Genomic DNA, 25514 nt, shown 5'->3' with positions numbered 1-25514 from the left:
CCCCAATACGCGATTTCGCCACTGTTCGATACCTCACCGACTACCCGACGGCCGCAACGGCCGCCATGGCCGCAAGGTCGGCGATGTCGATAGCGGCGAAGTCAGACGCCGCCTGCGCAGCGGCGAGAGCGATCACTGCGAAACACGTGATCTCCTGAGGCGACGCCGAGAAGCTGGCGGTCGATCCCGTATCGAGTCCGGCGGGAATCCGGTCGCTCACGATCTGTGCGGTTCGTTGCAAAGGTTCGTTGCAAAGACATCGTCATTTCCTCTCCCACAAGCAAGGTCTCGCTCGTCACCCTACGAGGCCGCCGCCGACGACAGCGGGGGCACAGCCCAAACTAAGTGGAGCACTGAGTACCCGGAGAAACCCTGAAGTGCCCGGAGACAGAAGAGGGGCATCCGGCACGCCCGCGCAGCGTCTTGCGCGATCTCGCCAGAGCCCGAGGTCCCCGGACTAGACGGCGAAGGCCGTCGCGGCCAGGGCCGACGCGCCGATAGCCATGTCGTAGGCCGCGATGTCCGCCGTCGCCGCCACCACGAAAATCGACATGACGAAACACGTGACCTCGTGGTGCTGCGCCGAGAAGCTGGCCGTCGCATCCGTGTCGAGTCCAGTGACGGCCCGGTCGTTCAGAGTCTGGCCGGTCTGTTGCAGAGACATCGTCGTTTCCTCTCCCGATAACGAAGGTTTAACTCGTCACGCTAAGAGGTGGTTTCAGTAGTCGGCGTGGCGGTGGTTGTTGTGGCTGGTTAGCGGGGATGCTGGTCGAGTGTCGACGCTTGCTGAGGATCGGTTCATTACGGATATGTTGTGGGAGCGGCTGGAGCCGTTGATTCCGCCTCGGCCGCCTGTGGTCAATGGGCGGGCTGGGCAGCCTCGGGTTCCTGACCGGAAGGTGTTCGCTGGGATCGTGTTCGTGCTGCTGACGGGGATCCCGTGGAGAAGCTCCCGCCCGAGTTGGGGTATGGGTCCGGGGTCACTTGTTGGCGGCGTCTGCGTGAATGGTCCGAAGCGGGCGCGTGGGATGCACTGCGGAAGATCATGCTCGACGAACTCGGCCAGGCTGGCATGATCGACTGGTCAAGAACCTGCCTGGACTCCGTAAGTGTCCGGGCGAAAAGGGGGGCGATCTCACTGGACCTAACCCCACGGATCGTGGGAAACGGGGCACCAAGTACCATGTCCTGACCGACCGCAACGGACTCCCGCTGCATGTGGAGATCTCCGGCGCCAACCGACACGACTCCATGCTCGTGGAACCTGTGTTAGACAACATCACCGCGATCAAGGGCGTCGGCCGCGGTCGGCCCAGACGCCGCCCGGTTATCTTCCACGCCGATAAGGCTTACGACAACCGCCGCGTCCGCTGTTACCTGCGTTGTCGTGGGATCAAGGCACGCATCGCACGACCGCACCGCCTCAACGATCACGGCGCTCGTCGCTCTAGCAATCGCGATCACCAGCGCCCGCAAACTCACCAAAAACGACTACTGAAACCATCTCTAAGAGGTCGCCGGCGGAGACAGCGCTCGCGCGATCCATATTGAGTGGAGCGCTGAGTACTCGGAAAACTACGGAAGCACACAGAAAAGCCCCGGAAGTACGTGAGAGACAGCAGAGGGACATCCCGCCTCCCTCGGCCGGATATCCCTCTCGCCGCCGCTTGGCTACAGCGTCTGCCAGCTCGGCTTGTGGTCGTAGGCGTAGCGGTAATAGTCGATATTCTTCAGTTGTGAGGCGGCCGCCTCGTCCACCAGGACGGTGACGTGCGGGTGGAGCTGGATGGCCGAGCCCGGGTTCGACGCCGACACCGGCCCCTCGACGGCGCCAGCCAAAGCCTCGGCCTTGCCCTCGCCGAAAGCCAGCAGCAGCAGATGTCGCGCCTTCAGGATGGTCGAGAGCCCCTGCGTGATGCAGTGCATCGGCACCTCGTCCTCGGAGGCGAAGAAGCGCGCGTTGTCCCGGCGCGTCTGCTCGGTCAGGGTCTTCACACGCGTGATCGAGGCGAACGAGGAGCCGGGCTCGTTGAAACCGATGTGGCCGTCGGTGCCGATGCCGAGGAGCTGCACATCCACCCCGCCGGACTCGGCGATCGCCCGCTCGTAGTCGAGGCCCGCGTGCTCGATGCCGTCGACAGCGCCATTGGGCACATGGACGAGCGACGGGGTGAGCCCGAGCGGTTCCACGACCTCGCGGGTGATCACCGCTCGGTAGGACTCCGTGTGGCCGGCCTCGAGCCCGACGTACTCGTCCAGTGCGTAGCCGCGTACGTGGGAGACGTCCACCTTCCGCTCGCCCACGCGACGCGCGAGGGCCCGGTAGACCGGAAGCGGAGTGGACCCGGTGGCCAGGCCGAGAACGGCGTCCGGCTTGTGCGAGATCAGGTCGAGAATCGACTCCGCTGCGAGCTCTCCTGCTGCGTCCTTATCCGGGACGACGACGACTTCAGCCAACTGTTCCTCCTCGCGAGCGCCGCTTCGAGCGCGGCGACAGATGTTCTTTCGGGGACGAGGCGGACACGGCGCGACAGCGCCAGCGCCAGCGAGGCGAGGAACGGAAAAGGCCGTCCCGCACCGCTGTCGAGCACCTCGTGGACATGGCCACAGCAGCCGGTCCCCGAGGGGCTGACGCCGCCGATCACCACGGTGTCGGCCTCGACGGTCAGCGCGAGGACCCGCACCGCTGCGGCGATGCCTTCGATCAGCCTAACCTCGATCGCGGTCCTGTCGCCGCAGCCGCGAAGAGCGAGCGGCCCCTGGAGCGCTCACCGCCGCTCTGCTGCGTCGAGGCCGTCCGGTTCGCCGGTGGAGCCGGCGACAGGAGACGCGAGCCTGCGACGGAGAGCGGCCCGGTGGACCGGGAGCCACCGGGTCTCGGTCCACCGGGCCGCCCGGGTGCGACCGCGGGCTCAGCCCAGGCGCGCCTTGAGGTTCGCGCTGATCGCCTCGAGGAACTCCTCTGTCGTCAGGAACGTCTGCTCCGGGCCGACCAGGAGCGCGAGGTCCTTGGTCATCTTGCCCTCCTCGACCGTCGTCACGACCACGTCCTCGAGGGTGTGCGTGAAGTCGATGAGCTCCTGATTGCCGTCGAGCTTGCCGCGGTGCGCGAGGCCGCGCGTCCAGGCGTAGATCGAGGCGATCGGGTTGGTGGAGGTGGGCTTGCCCTTCTGGTGCTGGCGGTAGTGGCGAGTCACCGTGCCGTGCGCGGCCTCCGCCTCGACGACCTTGCCGTCGGGTGTGGTCAGCACGGAGGTCATGAGACCCAGGGAGCCGAAGCCCTGCGCGACGGTGTCCGACTGGACATCGCCGTCGTAGTTCTTGCACGCCCAGACGTAGCCGCCCTCCCATTTGAGGCTGGAGGCGACCATGTCGTCGATCAGGCGGTGCTCGTAAGTGAGGCCGGCCGCGTCGAACCTCTTCTTGTACTCGGCGTCGAAGACCTCCTGGAACAGATCCTTGAACCGGCCGTCGTAGGCCTTCAGGATGGTGTTCTTGGTCGACAGGTACACCGGGTACTGACGGTCGAGACCGTAGTTGAAGGAGGCGCGCGCGAAGTCGCGGATCGACTCGTCCTGGTTGTACATCGCGAGCGCGACACCGGCGCCCGGAGCCTGGTAGACCTCGAAGCTCTGCGCCTCGCCGCCGCCGTTCGGCTGGAAGCTGAGAGTCAGGGTGCCCGGACCGTCGAAGGTGAAGTCGGTGGCGCGGTACTGGTCGCCGAAGGCGTGGCGGCCGATGACGATCGGCTTGTTCCAGCCCGGGACCAGGCGCGGGATGTTGGAGATGATGATCGGCTCGCGGAAGACCACGCCGCCGAGGATGTTGCGGATGGTGCCGTTCGGGCTCTTCCACATCTTCTTGAGGCCGAACTCCTCGACCCGCGCCTCGTCGGGCGTGATCGTGGCGCACTTGACGCCGATGCCGTGCTTCTGGATGGCGTGGGCCGCGTCGATCGTGATCTGGTCGTCGGTCTCGTCGCGCTTCTGGATGCCGAGGTCGTAGTACTCGAGGTCGATGTCGAGGTACGGGTGGATGAGCGAGTCTTTGATCGCCTTCCAGATGATGCGGGTCATCTCGTCGCCGTCGAGCTCGACGACCGTTCCTTCAACCTTGATCTTGTCCACTGGTTCTCCTGGTTTCGGTGCCGTGATTCAGCCGACGACAGCTTACCCGAGCGCGGCAACTGTCTTGACATCGAGACACTTTGCTCCGGGCGGCGCTCACCCGTCCGGCGACTATGCCAGTATCGGCCTCGCACGTTACCCTTTCGTTATGGCTGAGTTGAGACTGGAAGAGTTGAGCGCGCGGACCGTGGTGGCAGCGAACGCGCTCACATTGAAGCCGGGCCAGGAGCAGTTCGTCGCTCCGGTGTCCTACTCGGCTGAGGCCGCTGTCGCCGACCCCAGCACCTCCTGGCAGCGCGTCGTGCTCGACGGCGACGATGTCGTCGGCTTCATCATGGGCGACTTCAACCCTCACGCCCAGCACGAGGAGTTCCAGGCGATCCTCTGGCGCATCAACGTGGAGGCCGGCGAGCAGGGCCGCGGCGTCGGCACCTTCGCGGTCCTCGCGCTGGCCGACGAGGCCCGTGCGCGTGGCCACCAGCGTCTCTCTGTGATCTGGGAGGCCGGCGAGGAGGGCCCCGAGCAGTTCTTCCTGCGCAGCGGCTTCCGTCCTGTCGGCGAGACGCAGTACGGCGAGACGATCGGTGCCCTCGAACTCTGAGCCGGCGGTCCCGGGCGGGGAGCAGGACGATTTCGCCTCCCGCGTCCTGGCCGTTGTGGGCGAGATCCCTCCCGGTCGCGTGATGACCTACGGGGATGTCGCCGCCGCACTGGGGTCGCGCGCTGCCCGCCGTGTCGGGCAGGCGCTGGCCCACTTCGGCAGCGGCGTGCCGTGGTGGCGCGTCGTCCGCGCGAGCGGCCATCCCGCCGTGAACCACGAGCACAGCGCCCTGGAGCGCTATCGGGCGGAGCGTACACCCCTGCTCGGCGTGGACGGCCCTGCCTACCGTGTGGACCTGCGAAACGCCCGGCACCGCCCCTGACAGGAACCCGCTCCGGAGCGTCGTTCTCGCGATCGACGCTTGCACTCAGGTGAATGGTGTTGACTGGCAGGATCGTCATCGTCACTCAGGAGTCAGCTGTGCCTCGTGCTCGCCGAGTCGCCATCGCGGCGTCCACCGTCCCCGTCCTGATCACCCTCTCGGGCTGCTCGGTCGTGTCGATGTTCGCCCCACACGTCGAGTCGGCCATCTTCGACACCGCCAAGGGCTTCGAAGCGGCTGGCACGGCGAGGTTCGGCTCGCCCGGCTTCGTGCCGGGCGACGCGACCCTGATCCGCGTGAACTACGACACCAGCACGGGTGAGGCCATCCTCACCTACACCTCGCCGACGCACGTCCTCGCAGGAACGTGCGAGACCGAGACGGCGATGCCCAAGCCGAAGATCCAAGACAGCTGGTGGCCGATCAGCGGCCTGCCCGAAAAGGCGAGCGACTGCGGCGGCGGCTGGAGCGCGTTCGTGCTCGGCGACCAGACCTACGCCGCGAAGGCCGCGAGCGGCAAGTGATCATGTCGGCACGGGGATGAGCAGCTCCACGATCGTCCCGAGCCCGGCCACCGAGCACACCTCCACACGCCCGCCGACGGTCTCCACCCGGTCGCGCAGGCCCTCGAGCCCGCCGCCGGCCTCGATCCTCGCACCGCCGCGGCCGTCGTCCTTCACCGTGGCCGCGACCGCATCCCGATCCCGCTTGACCACGATGGCGTAGGTGCGCGCCCGCGCGTGTTTGGCTGCGTTGGACAAGCACTCCGAGACGCAATAGTAGATCGTCTCCTCGATGACCGTCGGCAGCCGTTCGAACGGCTCGACCTCCACCTCGACCGGCAGATGGCTGCGCTGCGCGAGTTCGAGGAGCGCCGAACGGAGGTCGCCGTCGGTCAGGACAGTGGGGTGAATGCCGCGCGCCAGCTCCCGGAGCTCCCGCAGTGCGTCGGCGAGCTGCGTGGACGCCTGTTCCAGATCCGCGACGAGTTCCGTCTCCCCCGCGCTCTGCGCCTTGCCCGTGGCGATACGCAGGCCGATCGCGAGCGAAACCAGTTGCTGCTGCGAGCCGTCGTGCAGATCGCGCTCCAGCCGCCGCCGCGCGAGATACTGCTCCTCGACGATCCGGAGGCGGGACTCGCGCAGCTCCTGGATGGTCTGCTCCAGCCGGTCCCGCAGCCGGTCGTTGTCGACGGAGAGCAGCAGCGCCGAGGAGACCGCGTCCAGCAGCCGGTCGTCCTGGCTCAGCGCGATATCGTGCTCGATCAGCGCGATGGGTCCCTGATCGGAGTCGATCGCCAGGGTCGAGCAACCCGGGCGGCTCTCCGCCGCAGCCGGCACCGGCTCCCCGTCGCTGGTCACGTAGCCGCGCCACTTCTCCTCCCACCAGAACACACGCAGCGAGCTGTCGTGCAGCGTCCGGGCCAGGCTCGACTCCCACAGCGATCTGTCCACTTTGTCACGCGCGACGATGACGAGATCGGCCACCCGGGAGCGGAGGCCACGGACGTAGAAGACACCGCCGACGAAGACCGGCGGAATGAAGGCGATCGCCACCGGCGGGATGAACTGCAACCAGCCGCCGTCCCAGCCGATCGCGAAGCTCAGGGAGTCCTGAATCGTCCCGTAGCACCACAGCAGCAGGGCCAGCGGCATCACGAACGACACCCGCCTGGCTGGGAGCGAGCTCGTGAACCAGCGCACGGCGAGCCGCACCACGACGGTGAGCATCAGCCCCAGCCCGATGATCCGCCAGGCGAAGCCCAGCCCGTAGTCGGCGTCCTGGCTCGGCAGGACCGCATAACTGTTCGCGACGCAGCCGCAAGCGGACGGCGCTAGCGAACTGAACAGGAGGATGCCGGCGAAGCGCACCAGGAAGGCCGCCGAGACCACCAGGACGACGGTCCGGTCGAACGCGGAGAGGATCTTTCCGGCCGGATAGGAGAGCACCAGGACGCCGACCAGCACCGCCCACAGGTCCGTCGCCCCCGCCAGCAGCGGCCACAGCCAGCCGACACCGCGGGCCAGCGGATACCAGGCGCCCGCCGACCAGAACAGGGCGGCAGCGACCATCAGCCAGCCGGGGAGCGGGTTCCGCACCGCACGCCACGCGATGATCGCGCAGACCACGTAGTCGAGGGCCACCACGACGAACACCAGCGCCCAGCCGATGCCGTGCGGTCGCGGACCGTAATCCTCCCAGGCGGCGCTCAGCACCTGGGCGAGCGCATTGGCGGCGATGGCGGCGACGACCGCGAGCGCGCGGAGCCAAAGGCGCGCAGCGGCCACGGCTTCAGGCGCCCTGGCGGAAGAAGCGCAGAACGGCGAGCACGCGGCGGTGGCCCTCCGCGGAGTCCTCGATGCCGAGTTTCGTCATGATGCGGCCGATATGCGACTCGACGGTGCGCAGGCTGAGATGCAGATCCGCGGCGATCCCCGCGTTCGAGCGCCCCTCGGCCATAAGCCGGAGGACGTCGCGCTCGCGGGCGGAGAGCGCGTCCAGCGACACCTCCGACGAGCGTGCGGCGACAAGCAGCTGCACGACCTCCGGATCGACCACGGAACCGCCGGCGGCGACAGCGCGCACGGCGTTCACGAGGGTGCCGGCGTCCGCGACGCGATCCTTCAGCAGATATCCGGTTCCGCTGCCGGCGCTCATGGCGCGGATGGCGTACGCGGCGGTGGTGTACATCGAGAGCAGCAGCACGCCCATCTCCGAGCCGGAGGCCCGCAGGTCTTCGAGCGCACGCAGACCTTCGTCGCTGTGGGTCGGCGGCATGCGGATGTCGAGGACAACGGCGTCGAGGGCGCCGTCCCGCGCGACCACATCGAGCAGCTGCCCCGCCGTGTCGACGGAGGCGACCACCTCCACTCCGCCCGCGCGCAGAATCTGGCCAATGCCCTCGCGCAGCAGTACCGCGTCGTCGGCGACCGCGACCCGAAGCGGGCGGGATTCCCAGTTCACTCCCACCACGCGCTTACCTTAGCAGGCTGCGGATCGCCTCACCCGTCAGCTCGGCCTTGCTGATGAACCCGTCCGCACCGCTGTCTGTGACGCGCGTCCCGTAGTCGTGGTAAGACCTGCTGGAGGTGAGGACGACAGCGGCTCCAGTGGCATGCACAGCGCCGACGAGGTCGAAGCCGTTCGCATCCGGGAGAGCGACATCCAGCAGCACCAGATCGGGCGTGAGGTGCCTGCTCAGCTCGACGCCGCCCGCTCCGGTCTCCGCGGTGCCGACCACCGAGAACCGCTCCAGACGGAGCAATTCGGCCGCCTGTGCACGGAATCGCGCGTGGTCGTCGACGATCACAACACGAAAACACATGCGGACAATCTTCACCCGGGAGCGCCCCGCACGCATCCGTGCCACCACCGAGCCCAGAACGGGTGGCCCCCCGGATGTGGGCGATCCGACCGCGCGCCACGCCCACAAGCTCGAAGGAGGGCAGGATATCCGCGGCCGGCAGCGCTGGGCGCTCCGCTCGTTGTGACCGTGAACCGCTGAGTCGGCCACGCGAAGAAGGGCGCCGGAGGAGACGAGATCCCCTCCGGCGTCCTTCTCGCGCGGCTCACACCAGCGAGTCGCGCCAGGCCGCGTGCAGCTGCGCGAACCGGCCGGCGCCGGCGATGAGGTCGCCCGGTGCGCCGTCCTCGACCACACGGCCGTGCTCCATCACGAGCACCCGGCCCGCGATCGCGACCGTCGAGAGACGATGCGCGATGATCACCGCGGTGCGGTCGGCGAGCAGTGTCTGCAACGCCTCCTGCACCAGACGCTCGCTCGGAATGTCGAGCGAGCTGGTCGCCTCGTCCAGGAATGAGCACCGCCGGGTTCGCGAGGAAGGCCCGTGCGAACGAGATCAGCTGCCGCTGACCCGCCGAGACCCGTCCGCCGCGCTTGTTCACGTCGGTGTCGTAGCCGTTCGGCAGACCCTGGATGAACTCGTGCGCGCCGACCGCCGTCGCCGCCTCGATCACCTGCTGGCGGGTCGCGTCCGGCATTCCGAGCGCGATGTTGTCCGCGACCGAGCCGCTGAACAGATACGCCTCCTGGGTCACCATGACGATCGCACGGCGCAGATCCTTCGGGTGCAGACTCCGCAGGTCGACGCCGTCCAGACGGACAGCACCGTCGCTCGGATCGTAGAACCGGGAGATGAGCTTCGCCAGCGTCGACTTTCCCGCCCCCGTCGAGCCAACGAGCGCCACGGTCTGTCCCGCGGGGACGTCCAGGCTGAACTCGGGCAGGATGACCCGGTCTTCCGTGTAGGCGAACGTCACCTCCTCGAAGGTCACACGCCCCTCGGCCGTCCACAGATCCACCGGTTTCACCGGGTCCGGGACGCTCGGCTCCTCTTCCAGGACGCCCGAGATCTTCTCGAGCGCGGCCGCAGCCGACTGGTAGGAGTTGTAGAACATCGCCATCTCCTCCATCGGGTCGAAGAACCGGCGAGTGTAGAGCAGCGCCGCGAGCAGCACGCCGATCGCGAGCTGGCCGTCCGCCACCCGGAAGCCGCCGACCAGGAGGACGACGCCGACCGTCATATTGCCGATCATCACCAGTCCCGGATCGAAGACCCCGAACAGCTGGATGACCCGGGCGTTCACATCCCGGTACTCCTCGACCAGACCGCCGAACTCCTTCTCGTTGCGCTTCTCCTTGTGGAACGCCTTGACCGCGCGGATGCTGGTCATGGTCTCCACGAAATGCACGATCAGCTTGGCCGAGGCGACCCGCGAGATGCGGAAGAGCACCTGCGAGCGCTTCTGGAACCAGCGGGTGAGCAGGTACAGCGGCACCAGCGAGCCGAACAGCACGAGGCCGCTCACCCCATCGAGCGAGAACAGCATGATCGCGATGAACAGCATGTACAGGAAGCCCTGCACGAGCTGGTTGATGCCGGAGTCCAGCAGTTCGCGGATCGAGTCAAGATCGCTCGTCTGCCGCGAGATGATGCGGCCGGACGTGTACGACTCGTGGAACTCCAGCGAGAGCTTCTGCGTGTGCAGGAAAACCCGTTTGCGCAGGTCGATCAGGATGGCCTGGCTGATCCGCGCGCTCAGCACCGTGTACCACGCGATCAGCGCAGCGCCGATGACACCAGTGAGCAGGTACGCGGCACCGGCCGCGGCCAGCGGGAACCAGTCCTGCTTGAGCAGCGCGGGCAGCCCGTTGTCGATGCCGAACGCGATGATCGCCGGACCGGCGACCTGGGCGGCCGTGCTGACCACGACCACGGCCGCCGTCAGCACCAGCCGCAGGCGCAGCGGGCGCAGCCGCGATCCGAGCAGGCGCAGCGAGCGCCGGCGAATCTGCCGGCTCTCCTCTTTGGTGAGGTCGTGGCGCTCTTCGCCCTCGACCCCCCGTCACGGTCGTCGTGCTCACAGGTTTACCTCCTTCCGAAGCCCCTCGTTCCGTTCGTCCTCGAGACTGGAGAGGACGAAGCGATAGTGCTCATTCCCAGCGAGCAGGTCGTGGTGCGTGCCAACGGCGGTGATTCTGCCGTCCTGCAGCAGCGCGACACGGTCGGCGAGCATCACCGTCGAAGGACGGTGCGCCACGATCAGAGCCGTCGTGGCGGCCAGCACCCGCCGGAGCGCAGCCTCGACAAGGGCCTCGGTGTCCACATCCAGCGCGGACAGCGGATCGTCCAGCACGAGGACGCTGGGCGCTGCCGCCACCGCGCGCGCGAGCGCGAGCCGCTGCCGCTGCCCGCCGGAGAGGCTGAGCCCCTCCTCGCCGACCTTCGTCTCGACCCCCTCGGGGAGGTCGTACACGAAACCCGCCTGGGCGATCTCGAGCGCCTCGGCCAGCACACGCTCCGCTTCGGCGGAACGGAGGTCGAGCCCGTCGCGGCCGAGCAGCACGTTCTCGCGCACAGACGCCGAGAACAGCGTCGCGTCCTCGAAGGCCATCGCGATGGCCCTCCGCAGCTCGTAGCGGGTCAGGTCGCGCACATCCACACCGTCCACCCGCACCGCGCCGCCGGTCACGTCGTACAGGCGGGTCGTCAGCGCGGTCAGCGTCGACTTGCCGCTTCCGGTCAGACCGACCAGCGCCATCGTCTCCCCCGGCTTCCAGCCTCAGGTCGACGCCGTCGAGCAGATCGGGGAAGCGCTCGGGCGAGTCCTGGTAGCGGAAGCGCACATCCTCGAAGACGAGTTCGCCCTTCGGAGCCGCGATCCGCTTCGGCTCGGCCGGGTCGGTGATCGCGTTGCCCTCGTCCATGACCTCGAAGAACCGGTCGGCCGCCGTGCGGGTGTCGAAAGTCATCGAGAGCAGGAAGCCGATCGACTCGATCGGGAACCGGAGGACGGTCGCCGTGGCGAAGAACGCCACCAGTTCGCCGACCGACAGCTGCCCTTGGGCCGCGAGTCAGACGCCGGCGACGAGGCAGAGCCCGAACGCCACATCCGGGATCAGCAGCAGCCAGAGCCAGATGCCGGCGATGGCTTTCGCCTTCTCGATCTCGGTGCCGCGAAGCTCCTCCGCCTGCGACGCGAACTTCTTCAGCGCGTGCTTGCCACAGCCGAACGCCTTGAGCACCCGGATGCCATGTACCGACTCCTCCACCGCTGTGGCCAGATCGCCAGCCTGGTCCTGGCTGCGCCGGGCCACGATCGAGTACTTCTTCTTGAAAACGAACCCGTAGATCCAGAGCGGCGCCGACAGGACGAGGAAGATCGTCCCGAGGACCACGTTCCAGCCGATCAGGATGACGAAGCCGACCACGATCGTGACCACATTCACCACCAGCAGCACGATCCCGAAGGACAGCCAGCGGCGGATCAGGCCGAGGTCGCTGACCGCGCGCGACAGCAGCTGGCCGCTCGGCCAGCGGTCGTGGAAGGCGACAGGCAGATCCTGGAGCTTCTCGTACAGGGCGTTGCGCATCCGCGCTTCGATGTGCGTGCCCGGTGTGAGCACGAACCAACGCCGAAGCGCGATGAAGACCGCTTCAGCCGCGCCCAGCCCGACGACGAGCAGCGCCGCAGGCCACACCGCGCTCGGGTCGCCCGTGGAGAGCGGACCGTCCACCAGCCAGCGCAGCACCTGGGGGATGCTCAGCGCGACCAAGCTCGCCAGCAGCGCGGCGGCCATTCCGAGCAGGATGCGCGGAGCGGCCGACTTCGCGAACGGCAGGATGCGCAGCAGCGTCCGGACCGTCCCCGTGCGTTGTCGGCTCTCGTCTCTTCTAATTGTTTTCCTTTTTGCGGAGGGTGCTGAGGTGCTTCAACGATAGACATAAGTTCCGTTTTCTGTGTCGTTCTTCTTCGATGCTTCTCCTCGGCGGATCGGCTCCGACCCGCCGAGGGCGCGCTGAGAGGTCGCCGAAAGAGGCGTTCGCTTGACCGTGCGCCGAGCGGGGGATTCCGGGAGGGGCACCCGGACGGCGCGCCGGCGAGAGTCAGCCGGAAGCGCGAGCCTTCCCGGGACCTACCCGGCTGGGGCCGGCTCCGGGGACGCGTACGCGGCGGCGACGAGCCCGTACACGGTCAGGATTCGTGTGTTTCCCGTCGTTGTCATGGCGTCCTCCCACAGAGCGAATGCGTCTTCCGATTGCTGCGACAAGGCAACCCTGCAGGATAGGGCAGATTGGCATGCGACGCAAGAAGAACAGGTGGATCAGCCGGGCAGGTCAGCGGAGCCGGACGGAGAGGCAGGTCACGCGCCCCTCGAGCTTCTCGAACTCGGAGATGTCCACGGTGACGACCCGGTAGCCGAGGTCCTGGATCAGCGCCGCCGACTGCGGGGCGCTGGCGGACATCAGCACGGTCCCCTCGTCCAGGACCACGACAGCCGTGCCGTGTGCCTCCGGAACGGGGAGGAAACGCTCGAAGACACGGGCATCGTCCACGATAGGCTCGTACCCGATCAGAGTGCCATCCGGCAGCGCGGTGACGGCGGTCTTCAGGTGCAGGGCTTTGGTCACCGGAACCGCGACCACCGTGTAGCCGAGCGGCGTCACGAGGGCGCGCAGCTGGCGGATTCCCTCGGCGTTGGTTCGGCCACTGCGACCGACGTAGACCATAGTGCCGACCTTCAGGACATCGCCGCCGTCGAGCGTGCCCGGTTCCTCGATGCGCTCCAGGCGCAGGCCCTGGGTGCGCAGCGCCGCCTCCGTGCCCGCGACCTCCGGCTGGCGCTCGTCGGCGCCGGGACGCGCGAGGACGGCGACATCGCCGAAGACGACGGCGGTGTCCTCGACGAACACTGAGTCCGCGAGATCGTCGGCGCTGGCAACCTCGACCGTCTGCCAGCCCTCGCCCGCGAGAGCGGCGACGTAGGCGTCCCACTGCTCATCGGCTTTGGCGGTGTCGACCGCTTCGCGCTCGAGGTGGGTGACCAGGCCGCCCGCGAGGGTGGCGGCGGGGATGCGGACCAGCGCGACCTTGCGGCCGGACCCGAAGCTGCTGCCCGACACGAGGCGGAACAGCCAGCGGCCGAACGTGGGGGTCAGCACGGCGATCCCGACGGCGTAGAGCAGGTTGATCCCGAGCAGCGTGCCCAGCACCGCGAGCAAGAGGTCGCCGCCGAACGCAGAGCCGGCCGCGGTCGCCGTCGCCAGTGTGCCGGCCGCCGGAGCGAGAAAGCCGGCGAGCACGCCGGCGATGAGCGCGGTCCACCACCGCTCGAACGCACCGCCCGAACCAGCGGCGAAGAGCAGCACGAAGGCGAGCACACTCGTGAAGGAGAAGTAGTTGCTGACCGCGACGATGAGCGCACCCGTGGGAGCCGTCGACCCGGCCATGCTGCCGACATAGAAGGCGGCGATCATGGCCGCATGGACGACCAGGGCCACCGTGAACGCGGCGATCAGGGATGCGACGAGCCGGCGGCCCCACGAAGACGTCATAGACACAACCTATCGGACAGTTGCTATGCAATTGCTGGCATTCGTCCCGTTTGAGGTCAGCCCGACCTGCCGGGCGGAGCTCAGTGGAAGAAGTGCCGCTCGCCGGTGAAGTACATGGTGACGCCGGCCGCCGTCGCGGCGGCGATCACCTCCTCGTCGCGGATGGAGCCGCCGGGCTGCGCGATCGCCGCCACACCGGCGGCGATCAGGATCTCCGGACCGTCCGCGAACGGGAAGAAGGCGTCCGAGGCGGCGACCGAGCCCACGGCCCGCTCCGCTGCGCGGCTGACGGCGAGGGTACACGAGTCCACGCGGTTGACCTGGCCCATCCCGACTCCGACTGAGGCGCCGTCCTTGGCGAGCAGGATGGCGTTCGACTTCACAGCGCGGCACGCCTTCCAGGCGAACTCGAGGTCGGCGCGAGTGGCCGCGTCCGCCTCGGGGCCGGCGACGAGTCTCCAGCCGGAGGAGTCGAACTCATCGAAGCGGTCGGTGTCCTGAACCAGAACGCCGCCCGAGATCTGCCGGAACTCGGTCAGCGACCGCGCATAGCCGGCCGGCAGCTCCAGGATGCGCAGGTTCTTCTTCGTCCGCAGCAGTTCGAGCGCCCCGGGCTCGTAGCCGGGCGCGACCAGCACCTCGGTGAAGATGCCCCTCACCGTCTCCGCCATCGCGAGGGTCACCGTCCGGTTCGCGGCGATCACACCGCCGTAAGCGGAGACCGGGTCGCACTCGTGGGCCTTGCGGTGCGCTTCCGCGATGTCGCCGGCGATCGCGATGCCGCACGGGTTCGCGTGTTTGACGATCGCGACGGCCGGCTCGGCGAAGTCGTACGCGCTGCGGAGGGCGGCGTCGGCGTCCACGTAGTTGTTGTACGACATCTCCTTGCCCCCGTGCTGCGAGGCCTGCGCGATGCCGCGGCCGGCCGGGTCCGCATACAGGGCCGCCGCCTGGTGCGCGTTCTCGCCGTAGCGGAGCGGCTGCCTCAGCTCGGCGCGCACCTCGAACCGCTCGTCGGCAGCGGCGGTGTCCGGGACCTCGCCCGCGAACCACGCGGCCACCGCTGCGTCATAGGCGGCCGTGTGCGCGAACGCCCGCGCCGCCAGCTCGCGGCGCTGGCCCAGGGTGGTGCCGCCCGCGGCCAGCGCGGCGGCGAGACCTGCGTAGTCGGCGGGCGAGACGACGATCGCGACATTGGCGTGGTTCTTGGCGGACGCCCGCACCATCGCCGGCCCCCCGATGTCGATCTGCTCGACCACGTCGTCGCCCACCGCGCCCGAAGCGACCGTCTCGACGAACGGGTACAGGTTCACGACGACGAGCTCGAACGGCTCGACGCCGAGAGCCTTCAGCTGCTCCTCGTGCGAGGCGAGCCGCAGATCGGCCAGCAGGCCGGAGTGGATGGCCGGGTGCAGGGTCTTGACGCGGCCGTCGAGCGACTCGGGGAAACCGGTGACGCTCGCGACATCGGTGACCGTGTGCCCGGCCTCCCGGATGGTCTGGGCGGTCGACCCGGTCGACACGATCTCGACACCGGCGTCCGCCAGGGACGCCGCCAGGTCGAGCAGACCGGTCTTGTCGCTGACCGAGATCAGCGCGCGTCGGATCGGAACGACATCCCGTTCGCGGAAGAGGCTGGTGTCGTGGCGGGGGCCGCTCATGCTCGGGAAAGCTCCTTGAGGTCGAGGTGTCCGTTGGCGATGTCGAGTACGGCTCCGATGAGCAGCCGCCGCTCCACAGGTTTGATGCGCTCGTGCAGGCTGGCCTCGGTGTCGCCCGGCTCCACCGGCACGCGCTCCTGGCAGACGATGGGCCCGGCGTCCACTCCGTCGTCCACGACGATCAGGCTCGCGCCGGTCTGGGTCGCGCCCGCGGCCAGCGCGTCCCGCACCCCGTGGGCGCCGGGGAACTCGGGCAGGTAGGCCGGGTGGGTGTTGAGGAGGAAGGGCGAGAACGCCGCGACCACGCGCGGAGGCACCAGCCGCATGAAGCCGGAGAGGATGACGAGGTCCGGCTGCCACTGCTCGATCTGTGCGAGCAGCGCATCCCCCCACGCGGCGCGATCGTCGTACGACGTGAAGGGCACCGTGAAGCTCGGCACGCCGAACGCCTCCGCGTGGGCGAGCCCGTCCGCATCGCGGTCGGCGCCGACGGCGACCACACGGGCGGGGAACTCGGCATCGGCCGCGGCCTCCAGCAGAGCGCGCAGGTTGGAGCCAGCGCCGGAGATCAGCACCACAATCGAAAGCACGGGTCCAGCCTACCGGGGCGCACGAAGGCGGCCCGACCGCGCTCAGACCGGACGCAGCCTCCAGGGCGCCGGCGTGAACGTGTAGATCTGCCGAAACAGCGCCGTCCCCACCAGCACGCCGAGAGCGATCGCCACGATGGAGCCCAGCACATTGGGGACGCTCCTCGGGTCGAAGCCGACACCGGCCGCGCTCTGAGCGAGCTCGATCAGCCCGGTCGCCCCGGGGACGAGCAGCCAGAATGAAGGCAGGAAACATACGACAGCCGGGGGCGCGCCCGGCGCCGACTGGATCAGGTAGGCCAGGAGCGTGAGCGCGCAGGCGCCGAAGAACCCGCTGAAAACCGTGCCAACGGCCATCGCGCCGAGCACCTGTGCGCCGTAGGCCCCCAGGAGCACGAACGTCAGGAAGAACAGCGAGCGCCGCGGTCCGCAGTAGTAGAGGAAAATCCCCAGAGAGAACAGGATCACGCCGAGCCACGGCTGGAACGCGCCGAGCGTGGGCGTTGTCGCGACCAGCGCTGCGCGCGCGGGGACACCGGTGATGGTCATCGCAGCCAGGATGCCGGTCGCGAGGAAACCGAGCTGGACGATCCCCGAGACCAGCCGACTGGCGCCCGCGATCGTGTCCCCTGCCGCGAGCTCCCGGGCACCGGTCGTGAGGACCGCGCCGGGCAGGAGCGTGACCAGCGGTGGGATGAGCGCCTGCAACGGCGCGCCGACGACCACCGTCTTCCCGAGCGAGAAGATCAGCAGCGCGAGCAGGAAGGCGGTGGCGACGGGAAACAGGATGGCAGCGTGGGTTCCGGGGCGCACCGCCAGTTTCGCCGCACCGACGAGCATCCCCAGCACCAGGGCGTCCAGCATGGTGGGAAGTTCGGCTCCGAGGAGCACGAGGGCGACCCCGGCAGCGGCGAACCCGTGTCCGAAAACACGGACAAGACCACGGAACCGCGGTTTCGCGACCTCGACCGCGTGCAGCACTTTGATGCCCTCGGTGGCGGTGATCGTCCCGCTGACAGCCCGGTCCGCGACCGCGTAGACGGAGGAGGCTCGGTCGAAGCGCAGCTCCTCGCCGGACGGGACGGAGACCTCGAAGCGCGTCTGCTGCTCCCCCGGCATCCCGACGGCCATGAACGTCGGGAACACGAAAATCGCGGCCTTCGGCGCGCCGAGCGCCGTGGCGACACGTTTCAGCGTGTTCTGGATATCGGTCGCCGCCATTCCGATCGAGAGCAGGGCGCCGCCGAGCTGGACCAGGAACTCCTGCAGCTGCACGGATGGGCTCTCGACAAGCTGTTCCGCCTCGACCCGCCGACGCCGGAACACCGGCTCCGACCGCTGGCGACATCGCCAGAATCTCATCTTCGCCCTCGTCCTCCCGCCAACAGACCGATCACAGCCGCGACCGCGACCTCCGCCGCCGCGAGAGCTCCGACCAGCCACGGGCTCGGCCCTACGTCGTGCAGTCGACCAGGGCCGAGCGCACCAGAAGACCCCCACGCGAGCAGACCGAGCTCGACGCCAGACACTATACCGATGCCAAGTGCGATGAGAAAGAGGGCAAACGCACCATCGGTGTGTACCCGGCGTGTGCCCCGGAGCAGCGCCCCCGCGAGGAAACCCGCGAGCAGCGGCACCACGACCCCCACCAGCCCGAACGAGTACCCGTGAGCCGGGATCACCCCGAACAGCGGGAGCCCTGGCAAGGGTCCGAGATCGGTTCCGATCGGGCTCACCGACGAACCGGTTCCGATCGCGAAGCCCGGACCGATGAGCCACGACGCCAGCCAGATCACGAGGTTCGGCAGGAAGGCCAGCTGCCCGACGGTCAGCGCGATTCCACCCGCGACCCCGGTCTGCAACTGCTCGTACAGGCTGATGATCGCACCGTAGTTGCCGAAGATGAGCAGCGTCAGGATGAGGGAGGCCAGCCCGATGACGATGGCGGCGGCGGCGCTCCCGGCGCGCAGGACGCCGACAGCCGCCGTCCAGACAGGGGCCGGGACCGAGAGGGCGATCGTACGGACTCGGGTGCTGAGAGCGGTGAGGAGGGCCACGGGGCTCGCCGATGCGCCGTCCCGCGCTTCCGCGGCCACCGGGTCCGGCGCTGGCGCACCCGTCGCCGCACCGCCGGGAGCGTCTGCCCGGGCGTCCGCGCTCGCAGCGTCGGCCGGGCGCGGCGTGTGCCCGGCGGCGAACGCGAACCCCGCAGCGATGCCCACCCCGTAGACGAACGGCGGCAGCAGAATCCCCTGCCACACCGACGGCTGCACGGGCGCGCTGCCCGCGGTCAGCGTCACGAGGGCCGACACGATCAGGAAGGCGGTGAGCGCACTCACCGCGCCGGTGAAGCGGAACGGCGTCTCGGCGACGCGCATCCCGGTCCGGACGCCGAGCCCGGCGGTGAGGACGGCGAACCCCAGGAGGGCGATCGTCACAGGGAACGGCGTCGCCGCGCCCGGCAGCCCGAGCGTCGCGACGGTCTGGGCGCCGAGCGTCACGGTCAGGTCGACCCCGTGACCGGTCAGCCAGACATCGGCCGCCGCGCGCCACACGACCAGGAATTCGGAGCCGAGGTGATACTGGGCCGCCCAGAGGATCGTGAACGGCACGACGCAGATCCCGAGTCCGACCGCCGCGACGACGACCGCTTCCAGCGCGGCGAGCAGGGCGACGGTTGTGCGATTCATGACCGGATGGAGCCTACCGGCCACCGCCCGCGCCGCCCGCCCGACACTTCGGGGCTCAGGAGACGGTCATCACCGGCGTGTCCTCGCTCGCGTTCTCGGGCACGGTGATCACCGGTCGCTGCACCACTTCCAGGATGGCGACGATGGCCGCCGCGACAACCAGTGTGCCGACGATGAGACCGGACGAGAGCGGCCGGACGAACAGCACGATCGCGGCCGCGACGACCGCGACCGCACTCCGCAGCAGCACCCGCTGCGCGTAGAACCGCTCGCCGGCCGTCCCGGTCGAGATCCCGTGCCGCTCGGCGGCCGCGCGCACCCAGGCGGCGCCGGAGCCGAAGAAGCCCCGCAACCGCCGCGGGACGGCGAACGGACCCGAATACCAGCCCACGAGCGCCAGCACGAGGACCGCGACCGCCGTGTCCTGCATCCTCGTCGTGACAGTGGCGTAGACCGTGGTCGCCACCCCGGCCGGGATCAGCGACGGCGACACCGAGGCCACGAAGACGATCCGGCCGATCCCGATCCCGGCGAGGATCGCGCTCATCGCGATCGCCAGCGCCGCCGACGCCCCGATGAGCGCGACCGGGCGGCGCCGGGTGACGACCACACCGAGCGCGAGCAGGGCGAACGACACCCAGGGCAGCCACGCGCCCGCTGCGACCGCCACTCCGTAGAACAACTGGATGGTCGGGATTGGAGGAGTTCTGGGCGATCGTGAGTGTCTGATCGATGGACGGTATCCGCGAGGCGAACGTTATGCCCCGATCCTCGAGCACCTGCTTCACCCGGTCGATGATCGGCGCGAGCTGGATGCCGACCGATCCGTCGGACCCCACGCTGATCGCCGCTTTCGGGTCATTCTGCATCGTCGCGACGAGCTGGTCGTGCGAGGTCCGCAGCGCCTGTTCGAAGACCTGAGCGAACGCGTCCGACGACACGAAGTTCCCGACTGTCGTCTGGATCAGCGAAACCACCCCCTGAGCGAGCGGCCCTTTCAGCAGTTCCAGCGCTTTCGTGGCGGCCGGGGCCGTGCCGAGCTGGGTGATCCCGTCGACGACCTCGGAGGTGATGCCCGGGATATCGACATGGCTCTGGATGACCGTGACCGTCTCGGCCGTGATGTACTTCTGCACCGCGGGGTCGTCCGCCAGCGGCGCATAGGCGGAGACGCAGCTGTCGGTGTCCGTCAGCTGCGCCTTCGCCCAGGCCGCCACCACAGCCACCGGGGCCAGAACGGCGCCGATCGCGATCAGCGCGACCGCCAGCAGCGTCCATCCCCACCCGCGCCGGTGCTTCCGCGGTGTTCCGGCCGCCGCATCCGGCAACGGCTCGGTCACGCTGTCGTCCACGCGGGCGCGGAGGGAGGAGTTCTCCGCTTCCAAGACCGCGAGACGCTCCAGAAGGTCGGATTTCGTCAAGCGTGTCATGGCCGCCCCCTTCACCGAGTGCGTTCACTGTATCGCCGCGGAGCCAACTGCCGATGACACATTTCGTTTCTGTGGAGAAGTCAGTGGCGTGATCGTGGACAGTGACAACGACCGGAGCCGTTGTCCTTCCCGACGGCGGACCCGTACCCCTTTCCTCGCTTCCTAACTGACGCTCCTGTTGCCAGAACATCTGCTCTGATCTGGTCTTCTCCAGCAAGGAGGGCCACGAGAGTCGAACCCGCGCAATCCGTTTGGAAGGCGGACGGGCCAGGTTCCTGGGGAGGAACCCGGCCCGTCCGGACGGTCTCGCAGGTGGGCAGCGCGATTACAGCGCGGCGTACACCTCGCGGAGCAGCGCCGCGGTCTCGGACGGAGTCTTGCCGACCTTCACACCCGCGGCCTCCAGCGCCTCCTTCTTCGCCTGAGCCGTGCCCGCAGAGCCGGAGACGATCGCGCCCGCGTGGCCCATCGTCTTGCCCTCCGGCGCGGTGAACCCGGCGACATAGCCAACCACAGGCTTCGTCACATTGGCCTTGATGAAGTCGGCCGCGCGCTCCTCCGCGTCACCGCCGATCTCGCCGATCATGACGATCGCCTTGGTCTCGGGGTCCGCCTCGAACGCGGCGAGCGCGTCGATGTGAGTGGTCCCGATGATCGGGTCGCCGCCGATGCCGATGGCCGTCGAGAAGCCCAGATCGCGCAACTCGTACATCATCTGGTAGGTCAGCGTTCCCGACTTCGAGACCAAGCCGATCGGGCCCTTGCCGGTGATCGTCGCCGGGGTGATGCCGACCAGCGACTCGCCCGGGGTGATGATGCCGGGGCAGTTCGGTCCGATGATCCGGGTCTTGTTGCCCTTCTCCTTGGCATAGGCCCACGCCTCGGCGGAGTCCTGCACCGGGATGCCCTCGGTGATCACGACGAGCAGCGGGATCTCGGCGTCGATCGCCTCGATCATGGCGTCCTTCGCGAACACCGGCGGCACGAAGACGATCGACACATCGGCGCCGGTCTTCTCGATGGCCTCGGCGACCGTCCCGAACACAGGCAGCTCGGCGTCCCCGTGGGTGACGGTGGTGCCGGCCTTGCGGGCGTTGACGCCGCCGACGACCCGCGTGCCCGCCTTCAGCATCAGTGCGGTGTGCTTGGTGCCCTCGCCGCCGGTGATGCCCTGGACGATGACCTTGGAGTCCTTGTTGAGGAAGATAGACATATCTCTGATTCGTCCTTACTCGGCGCTTACTTCGCGGCCAGCTCGGCGGCCTTGTCGGCGCCTTCGTCCATGGTGAGTGCGAGGGTGACCAGCGGGTGGTTCGCGTCGGTCAGGATGCGGCGCCCCTCGTCGACGTTGTTGCCGTCGAGACGCACCACAAGCGGCTTGTTGGCGTCGCCGCCGAGGATCTCCAGCGCCTTGACGATGCCGTTCGCGACCGCGTCGCAGGCGGTGATGCCGCCGAAGACGTTCACGAATACGCTCTTGACCTGCGGGTCGTTCAGAATGACATCGAGCCCGGCCGCCATCACTTCGGCCGACGCGCCGCCGCCGATGTCGAGGAAGTTCGCCGGTTTGACGCCCTGGTGCTTCTCACCCGCGTAAGCCACGACATCCAGCGTCGACATGACGAGACCCGCGCCGTTTCCGATGATGCCGACCTGGCCGTCGAGCTTGACGTAGTTGAGATCCGCCTGCTTGGCCTTCGCCTCCAGCGGGTCGGCCGCGGCCTTGTCTTCGAGCTCCTCGTGCTCCGGGTGACGGAACCCGGCGTTCTCGTCGAGCGTCACCTTGCCGTCGAGCGCGATCACCTCGCCCTCCTCGGTCAGAACCAGCGGGTTGACCTCGACCAGCGTCGCGTCCTCGCCCTTGTAGACCTCGTACAGCTTGACGAACACAGCGGCGACCGTGGCGGCCAGCTCCTCCGGGAACCCGGCGGCCTTCGCGATCTCGGTGGCCTTCACGGTGTCGACGCCCTCGATCGGGTCGACCTCGATGCGCGCGAGCGCCTCCGGCTTCTCGACCGCGAGCTGCTCGATCTCCATGCCGCCCTCGACGCTCGTGAGCGACAGATAGGAGCGGTTGGCCCGGTCCAGGAGCACCGAGAAGTAGAACTCGCGGGCGATGCGCGCGCCGCCGGCCACCATGACCCTGCGAACGACGTGCCCCTTGATGTCGAGGCCCAGGATGGCTTTCGCCGCTTCCTCCGCCTCCTCCGGGGTCTTGGCGACCTTGACACCGCCTGCCTTGCCGCGGCCGCCGGTCTTCACCTGCGCCTTGACCACGGTCACCCCGCCGAGCTTCTCCGCGGCTGCGCGAACCTCCTCCGGGGTGTCTGCGACGAGGCCCGGAAGGACCGGGACCCCGTACTTCTCAAACAGGTCTCTGGCCTGGTACTCGTATAGATCCACGGTTATCCAATCCGCTGATTGTCCGGCGCGCCCCTGGCGCCGCCGGTCGATATCTCCTGGGCTTCCGGCGGGAGAATAGCTCGACGCCAAGATGAATTCGCCACTGAGAACTTTAGCGTGTCCGTCCGAGCTCCCCGAAACGGCTTCTCCCCACAGGCAGACGCGTTTCACGAGTTCTCCACAGATCTCGTTCCGCTCGGCCGCGATCTCCCCGCTCCGTCGAGTGTGGGAGCCATGACGAACCTCATACCACGTACCACGCATCATCACGGCACTCGCCTCCCTGTGCTCCGCAGCGCTCCTCTGCGTCCTCCAAGCGGTCGTCCTGGCACCGCCGACCCAGCCGCTCGCCGGGATCGGCCACGGGCCGGGATACCTTTCCCCCACAGGCTGGTGGCTCGGCACCTACCGGCTCGACGACGGCGCACAGGGCTTCTGCCTCAACGCCGGGAAGCCCAGTCCGACCGGCCACCCGCTCGGCTGGTTCACCCCCGAGCAGTCGGCCCGGCTCGCCTATATCTCCCGGTCCTGGGCGGGAACCGGCGATCGGCTGACCGCGGGGGCCGGGCAGATCGCCACCTGGCTCGTCGCCGGGATGGGAGACCACAGCGCCGAGCAGCTCGCCACGGGAGCGGGCGCCGACGCGGCCGCGGTGCTGGCACGGGCGCACGCGATGGCAGAGGAGTCGGCGAGCCTCGCCTCGAGGGCCGTCCGCGCCGATGCGATCGTGGAGCTGGCGGAGGCCGGGCCGTGTGCGGGTCGAGCTGACAGTCGACCGGCTGAGCGGACCGGAAACCCTGCCGCCCGGAGCGCACACCGCCCGTGTGGCGCTCGAGAAGCGACCTTCCTGAATGGCGGAGCGAGCGCCGACATCCCGACCGGGACGGACATCCCGATCGTCCCGTCCGGTTCCTCCGCGAGCGTCGCCGTCGGCATGAGCGCGATGCTCGGAGCCCTGCCGTATGGCGACCGGCTGACGGTGGCGGTGCCCCGCGACGACGCCCAGGCTGTCCTCGTCGCGGTCCCGGCCACCGCTTCCGCGAGCGCGTCGAGTGTGGGACCGTCACCGCTGCCGTTCCAGCCGGTCGTCAGCACCGTGACCAGTTCGGCGACCGCAACGCCTGGCGCGGCCATCAGGGACCGCCTGACCGTCGGTGTCGCCACCGGAGCGGGTCTCCTGCCCAGTTGGGGCGTCTGGATGTCCGAGGACGGGTTCGCTCCCGTCACGGCGACGGTCGAGAGCACCCTCCACGGACCTTTCGCGGAGCCGATCGCGCCGGGGCCCTCCGCCCCCGAGGGCGCTCCTGCCGTCTGCACCGTGGAGACCGTCGTCACCGGCACAGGCGGGTACGAGACGCCGGACTGCGAGCTGCCGGCAGCAGGGTACTACGTGTGGACGGAACGAATCGACGCCGCACGGACGCCCGACGCCGAGGGCGGGGCACGGCTACTCCCGTGGCAGAGCGCGTTCGGCGTCGCGAGCGAGGTGACGTTCGCGCACGCGCCGCCGCCCGTCGCGGCGCCCGACCGCCCCGCCACCCTGGCGGCGACGGGCGGCCCGGTGTCGACAGCCGAACCGGGGATCGCGCTCGGACTGCTGGCGACCGGCCTCGGTGCGCTCGCTGTGGCGAGCGTCGTGCGACGCCGGCGAGCGCGGAACCGCTCGTGACCGCCGCCCGGACCGGCTCACGCGGTCAGCGCCCGTGCGGCACAGAACTCCCTGCAGAAGCTCAGCCGGAACGAGGAGGATGTGCGGGTGCGCAGCAAGGTCGGGGAGACCACGTTAGAACAGATCGCGTCCGAAGCGCTCGCGCTCGCGGGCGGCGGGCGGGCGCTCCTGCTGCAAATCGCTCATCCGGCCGTCGGGCGGGGAGTCGTGGAGCACAGCGACTTCGCGACGCGGGCGATGGACCGCTTCCACGGGACCATGATGTTCGTGTACGCCGCGGCGTTCGGAACACCGGAGGAGTATGCGGAGGCGCGCCGCCGAGTGAACCAGGCGCATGCTCCGGTTCACGCGCCAGCGAGCGAAGGTCAGCCCGCCTACAGCGCGTACGACGTCTCCCTCCAGCTCTGGGTCGCCGCGACGCTCCACCACACGATGATCGACCTCCACGAGTGCGTTTTCGGCCCGCTCTGCCCGGCGGAGCGGGAGCAGGTTTACCAGCAGATCCGCTCGCGCGACCGGATGCTACAGGCACATCCCGATGTGTGGCCGCGAGACTCAGCGGCCTTCGATGCGTATTGGGCGGAGTCGCTCGGCAGTCTCCGAGTGTCCGACGGCGCCCGGGCCGTCGCACGCCAGTTACTCTCCCCGAGCGATGTCCCGGCCTGGTTGCGACCGGCCCTGCCCGCCACACGTCTCCTGACGACGGGGCTGCTCCCGGCGGATGTCCGCCGACAGTTCGGCCTGCCGTGGGACGCGCGCCGGGAGCGCCGCTTCCAGCGACAGCTGCGGTGGATCGCGTCGGTCTACCCGCTTCTGCCCACCCGGCTCCGCCACCGCCCCCGCGACCTCTTCCTGCGGCGGTTGCGGGAGTCGATGGCGAACGCGTCGAACACGAGTACCCCGCCCACCCCGGAAGCGGACCGGGTGCACAGCGGCAGCGCCGGCAGCGGCGAGAGAGCCGAGAGCACCGGCAGCGGCGACAGCACCGGCGCGATGAGCGGCGACGGAAACAGGAACGCCGGCGACACGGCGAGCGGCAGCCCTCCCGACACGGACGCAGAGACCGGAACGGGCACCGGAACCAGCCGCTTGGGCACGAGCGGCTCCCTGCGGCCGGAGCGCTAAGCCGGAGCCGCGGACACGGCGCGGACACCGGCCTCGTC

Annotated in this window: 21 protein-coding genes and 3 pseudogenes; 7 read left to right on the top strand and 17 right to left on the bottom strand. The window is 68.9% G+C overall.

All coding sequences use genetic code 11. The annotated features are described in order from the left end of the window. Positions 1–40: 40 nt before the first annotated feature. Together O159_RS02595 and O159_RS02590 are read right to left on the bottom strand one after the other, a co-directional pair. Positions 41–220, bottom strand: a complete 180-nt coding sequence (locus O159_RS02595) for a hypothetical protein (protein ID WP_043993459.1) — start codon at positions 218–220, stop codon at positions 41–43. Positions 221–457: 237 nt separating this feature from the next. After that, the gene (locus tag O159_RS02590; protein ID WP_043993458.1) at positions 458–664 is read right to left on the bottom strand and encodes a hypothetical protein; all 207 of its coding nucleotides are present in this window, start codon (positions 662–664) and stop codon (positions 458–460) included. A 76-nt stretch (positions 665–740) separates the two neighbouring features. Between O159_RS02590 and O159_RS16695 the strand changes: the two are divergent. Further along, a pseudogene (locus O159_RS16695) lies at positions 741–1458 on the top strand (IS5 family transposase); the annotation flags it as partial. A 213-nt stretch (positions 1459–1671) separates the two neighbouring features. On the opposite strand, the gene O159_RS02585 reads toward O159_RS16695, so the two are convergent. Together O159_RS02585 and O159_RS02580 are read right to left on the bottom strand one after the other, a co-directional pair. Beyond that, positions 1672–2457: a glucosamine-6-phosphate deaminase gene (locus O159_RS02585; RefSeq protein WP_021754209.1), complete on the bottom strand. Its 786-nt coding sequence runs from the start codon at positions 2455–2457 to the stop codon at positions 1672–1674. Positions 2458–2912: 455 nt separating this feature from the next. Then, positions 2913–4127, bottom strand: coding sequence for an NADP-dependent isocitrate dehydrogenase (locus tag O159_RS02580; protein ID WP_021754208.1), 1215 nt, complete (start codon positions 4125–4127; stop codon positions 2913–2915). Between the two features lie 148 nt (positions 4128–4275). Between O159_RS02580 and O159_RS02575 the strand changes: the two genes are divergently transcribed. The 3 genes from O159_RS02575 to O159_RS02565 all read left to right on the top strand — a co-directional run bounded on the left by O159_RS02575 (position 4276) and on the right by O159_RS02565 (position 5574). Next, on the top strand, positions 4276–4728 hold the full coding sequence (locus tag O159_RS02575; protein WP_043993457.1) for a GNAT family N-acetyltransferase: 453 nt from the start codon (positions 4276–4278) through the stop codon (positions 4726–4728). Beyond that, complete coding sequence (locus O159_RS02570; RefSeq protein WP_021754206.1) at positions 4712–5050, top strand: MGMT family protein; 339 nt, start codon at positions 4712–4714, stop codon at positions 5048–5050. The genes O159_RS02575 and O159_RS02570 overlap by 17 nt, the downstream gene beginning before the upstream one ends. Positions 5051–5148: 98 nt before the next feature. Then, complete coding sequence (locus tag O159_RS02565) at positions 5149–5574, top strand: hypothetical protein (RefSeq protein ID WP_043993943.1); 426 nt, start codon at positions 5149–5151, stop codon at positions 5572–5574. On the opposite strand, the gene O159_RS02560 is transcribed toward O159_RS02565, so the two are convergent. From O159_RS02560 to O159_RS15490, 11 genes and pseudogenes are all read right to left on the bottom strand, one after another. Continuing rightward, the gene (locus tag O159_RS02560; RefSeq protein WP_021754204.1) at positions 5575–7338 is read right to left on the bottom strand and encodes a sensor histidine kinase; all 1764 of its coding nucleotides are present in this window, start codon (positions 7336–7338) and stop codon (positions 5575–5577) included. A 4-nt stretch (positions 7339–7342) separates the two neighbouring features. Further along, positions 7343–8014, bottom strand: coding sequence for a LuxR C-terminal-related transcriptional regulator (locus O159_RS02555; protein WP_043993456.1), 672 nt, complete (start codon positions 8012–8014; stop codon positions 7343–7345). Positions 8015–8027: 13 nt separating this feature from the next. Continuing rightward, positions 8028–8375 carry a response regulator gene (locus O159_RS02550; protein WP_043993939.1) on the bottom strand — a complete coding sequence of 116 codons (348 nt, stop codon included), beginning with the start codon at positions 8373–8375 and terminating at the stop codon, positions 8028–8030. 244 nt (positions 8376–8619) lie between these two features. After that, a pseudogene (locus tag O159_RS02545) lies at positions 8620–10436 on the bottom strand (ABC transporter ATP-binding protein). Continuing rightward, positions 10433–12152: pseudogene (locus O159_RS02540) on the bottom strand (ABC transporter ATP-binding protein). The pseudogenes O159_RS02545 and O159_RS02540 overlap by 4 nt, the downstream one beginning before the upstream one ends. Positions 12153–12690: 538 nt before the next feature. After that, positions 12691–13908: a dimethylargininase gene (gene ddaH, locus O159_RS16425; protein WP_021754201.1), complete on the bottom strand. Its 1218-nt coding sequence runs from the start codon at positions 13906–13908 to the stop codon at positions 12691–12693. Between the two features lie 80 nt (positions 13909–13988). Beyond that, positions 13989–15569, bottom strand: coding sequence for a bifunctional phosphoribosylaminoimidazolecarboxamide formyltransferase/IMP cyclohydrolase (gene purH / locus O159_RS02530; protein ID WP_021754200.1), 1581 nt, complete (start codon positions 15567–15569; stop codon positions 13989–13991). After that, positions 15566–16159: a phosphoribosylglycinamide formyltransferase gene (purN, locus tag O159_RS02525; RefSeq protein ID WP_021754199.1), complete on the bottom strand. Its 594-nt coding sequence runs from the start codon at positions 16157–16159 to the stop codon at positions 15566–15568. The genes purH and purN overlap by 4 nt, the downstream gene beginning before the upstream one ends. Positions 16160–16201: 42 nt before the next feature. Continuing rightward, positions 16202–17434 carry a threonine/serine exporter family protein gene (locus O159_RS02520; RefSeq protein ID WP_169725648.1) on the bottom strand — a complete coding sequence of 411 codons (1233 nt, stop codon included), beginning with the start codon at positions 17432–17434 and terminating at the stop codon, positions 16202–16204. Positions 17435–17517: 83 nt separating this feature from the next. Then, positions 17518–18849 carry a cell division protein PerM gene (locus O159_RS02515; RefSeq protein WP_021754197.1) on the bottom strand — a complete coding sequence of 444 codons (1332 nt, stop codon included), beginning with the start codon at positions 18847–18849 and terminating at the stop codon, positions 17518–17520. A gap of 55 nt (positions 18850–18904) precedes the next feature. Then, on the bottom strand, positions 18905–19519 hold the full coding sequence (locus O159_RS15490) for a hypothetical protein (protein WP_236609525.1): 615 nt from the start codon (positions 19517–19519) through the stop codon (positions 18905–18907). A gap of 89 nt (positions 19520–19608) precedes the next feature. Between O159_RS15490 and O159_RS15485 the strand changes: the two genes are divergently transcribed. Further along, the gene (locus tag O159_RS15485; protein WP_236609524.1) at positions 19609–19770 is read left to right on the top strand and encodes a hypothetical protein; all 162 of its coding nucleotides are present in this window, start codon (positions 19609–19611) and stop codon (positions 19768–19770) included. 834 nt (positions 19771–20604) lie between these two features. On the opposite strand, the gene sucD is transcribed toward O159_RS15485, so the two are convergent. Then, positions 20605–21492 (bottom strand): succinate--CoA ligase subunit alpha, encoded by an 888-nt coding sequence (gene sucD, locus O159_RS02505; RefSeq protein ID WP_021754194.1) that lies wholly within the window; start codon positions 21490–21492, stop codon positions 20605–20607. A gap of 26 nt (positions 21493–21518) precedes the next feature. Then, the gene (sucC, locus tag O159_RS02500) at positions 21519–22682 is read right to left on the bottom strand and encodes an ADP-forming succinate--CoA ligase subunit beta (RefSeq protein WP_021754193.1); all 1164 of its coding nucleotides are present in this window, start codon (positions 22680–22682) and stop codon (positions 21519–21521) included. Positions 22683–23277: 595 nt separating this feature from the next. Between sucC and O159_RS02495 the strand changes: the two genes are divergently transcribed. Together O159_RS02495 and O159_RS02490 are read left to right on the top strand one after the other, a co-directional pair. Next, complete coding sequence (locus O159_RS02495; protein WP_021754192.1) at positions 23278–24351, top strand: hypothetical protein; 1074 nt, start codon at positions 23278–23280, stop codon at positions 24349–24351. A gap of 87 nt (positions 24352–24438) precedes the next feature. Then, complete coding sequence (locus O159_RS02490; protein ID WP_021754191.1) at positions 24439–25476, top strand: oxygenase MpaB family protein; 1038 nt, start codon at positions 24439–24441, stop codon at positions 25474–25476. The last annotated feature ends 38 nt before the right edge of the window (positions 25477–25514 follow it).

It is taken from the genome of Leifsonia xyli subsp. cynodontis DSM 46306 (genome assembly GCF_000470775.1).
GTDB lineage: Bacteria > Actinomycetota > Actinomycetes > Actinomycetales > Microbacteriaceae > Leifsonia > Leifsonia cynodontis.
This window is presented reverse-complemented; position numbering and strand designations above follow the sequence as displayed.

Coding starts and splice junctions, on each gene's coding strand:
- O159_RS02590 (WP_043993458.1), bottom strand. CDS start 664: ATGTCTCTGCAACAGACCGGCCAGACTCTGAACGACCGGGCCGTCACT.
- O159_RS02575 (WP_043993457.1), top strand. CDS start 4,276: ATGGCTGAGTTGAGACTGGAAGAGTTGAGCGCGCGGACCGTGGTGGCA.
- O159_RS02550 (WP_043993939.1), bottom strand. CDS start 8,375: ATGTGTTTTCGTGTTGTGATCGTCGACGACCACGCGCGATTCCGTGCA.
- ddaH (WP_021754201.1), bottom strand. CDS start 13,908: ATGACGTCTTCGTGGGGCCGCCGGCTCGTCGCATCCCTGATCGCCGCG.
- purH (WP_021754200.1), bottom strand. CDS start 15,569: ATGAGCGGCCCCCGCCACGACACCAGCCTCTTCCGCGAACGGGATGTC.
- O159_RS02515 (WP_021754197.1), bottom strand. CDS start 18,849: ATGAATCGCACAACCGTCGCCCTGCTCGCCGCGCTGGAAGCGGTCGTC.
- O159_RS15485 (WP_236609524.1), top strand. CDS start 19,609: ATGCCCCGATCCTCGAGCACCTGCTTCACCCGGTCGATGATCGGCGCG.
- sucD (WP_021754194.1), bottom strand. CDS start 21,492: ATGTCTATCTTCCTCAACAAGGACTCCAAGGTCATCGTCCAGGGCATC.
- O159_RS02495 (WP_021754192.1), top strand. CDS start 23,278: ATGGGAGACCACAGCGCCGAGCAGCTCGCCACGGGAGCGGGCGCCGAC.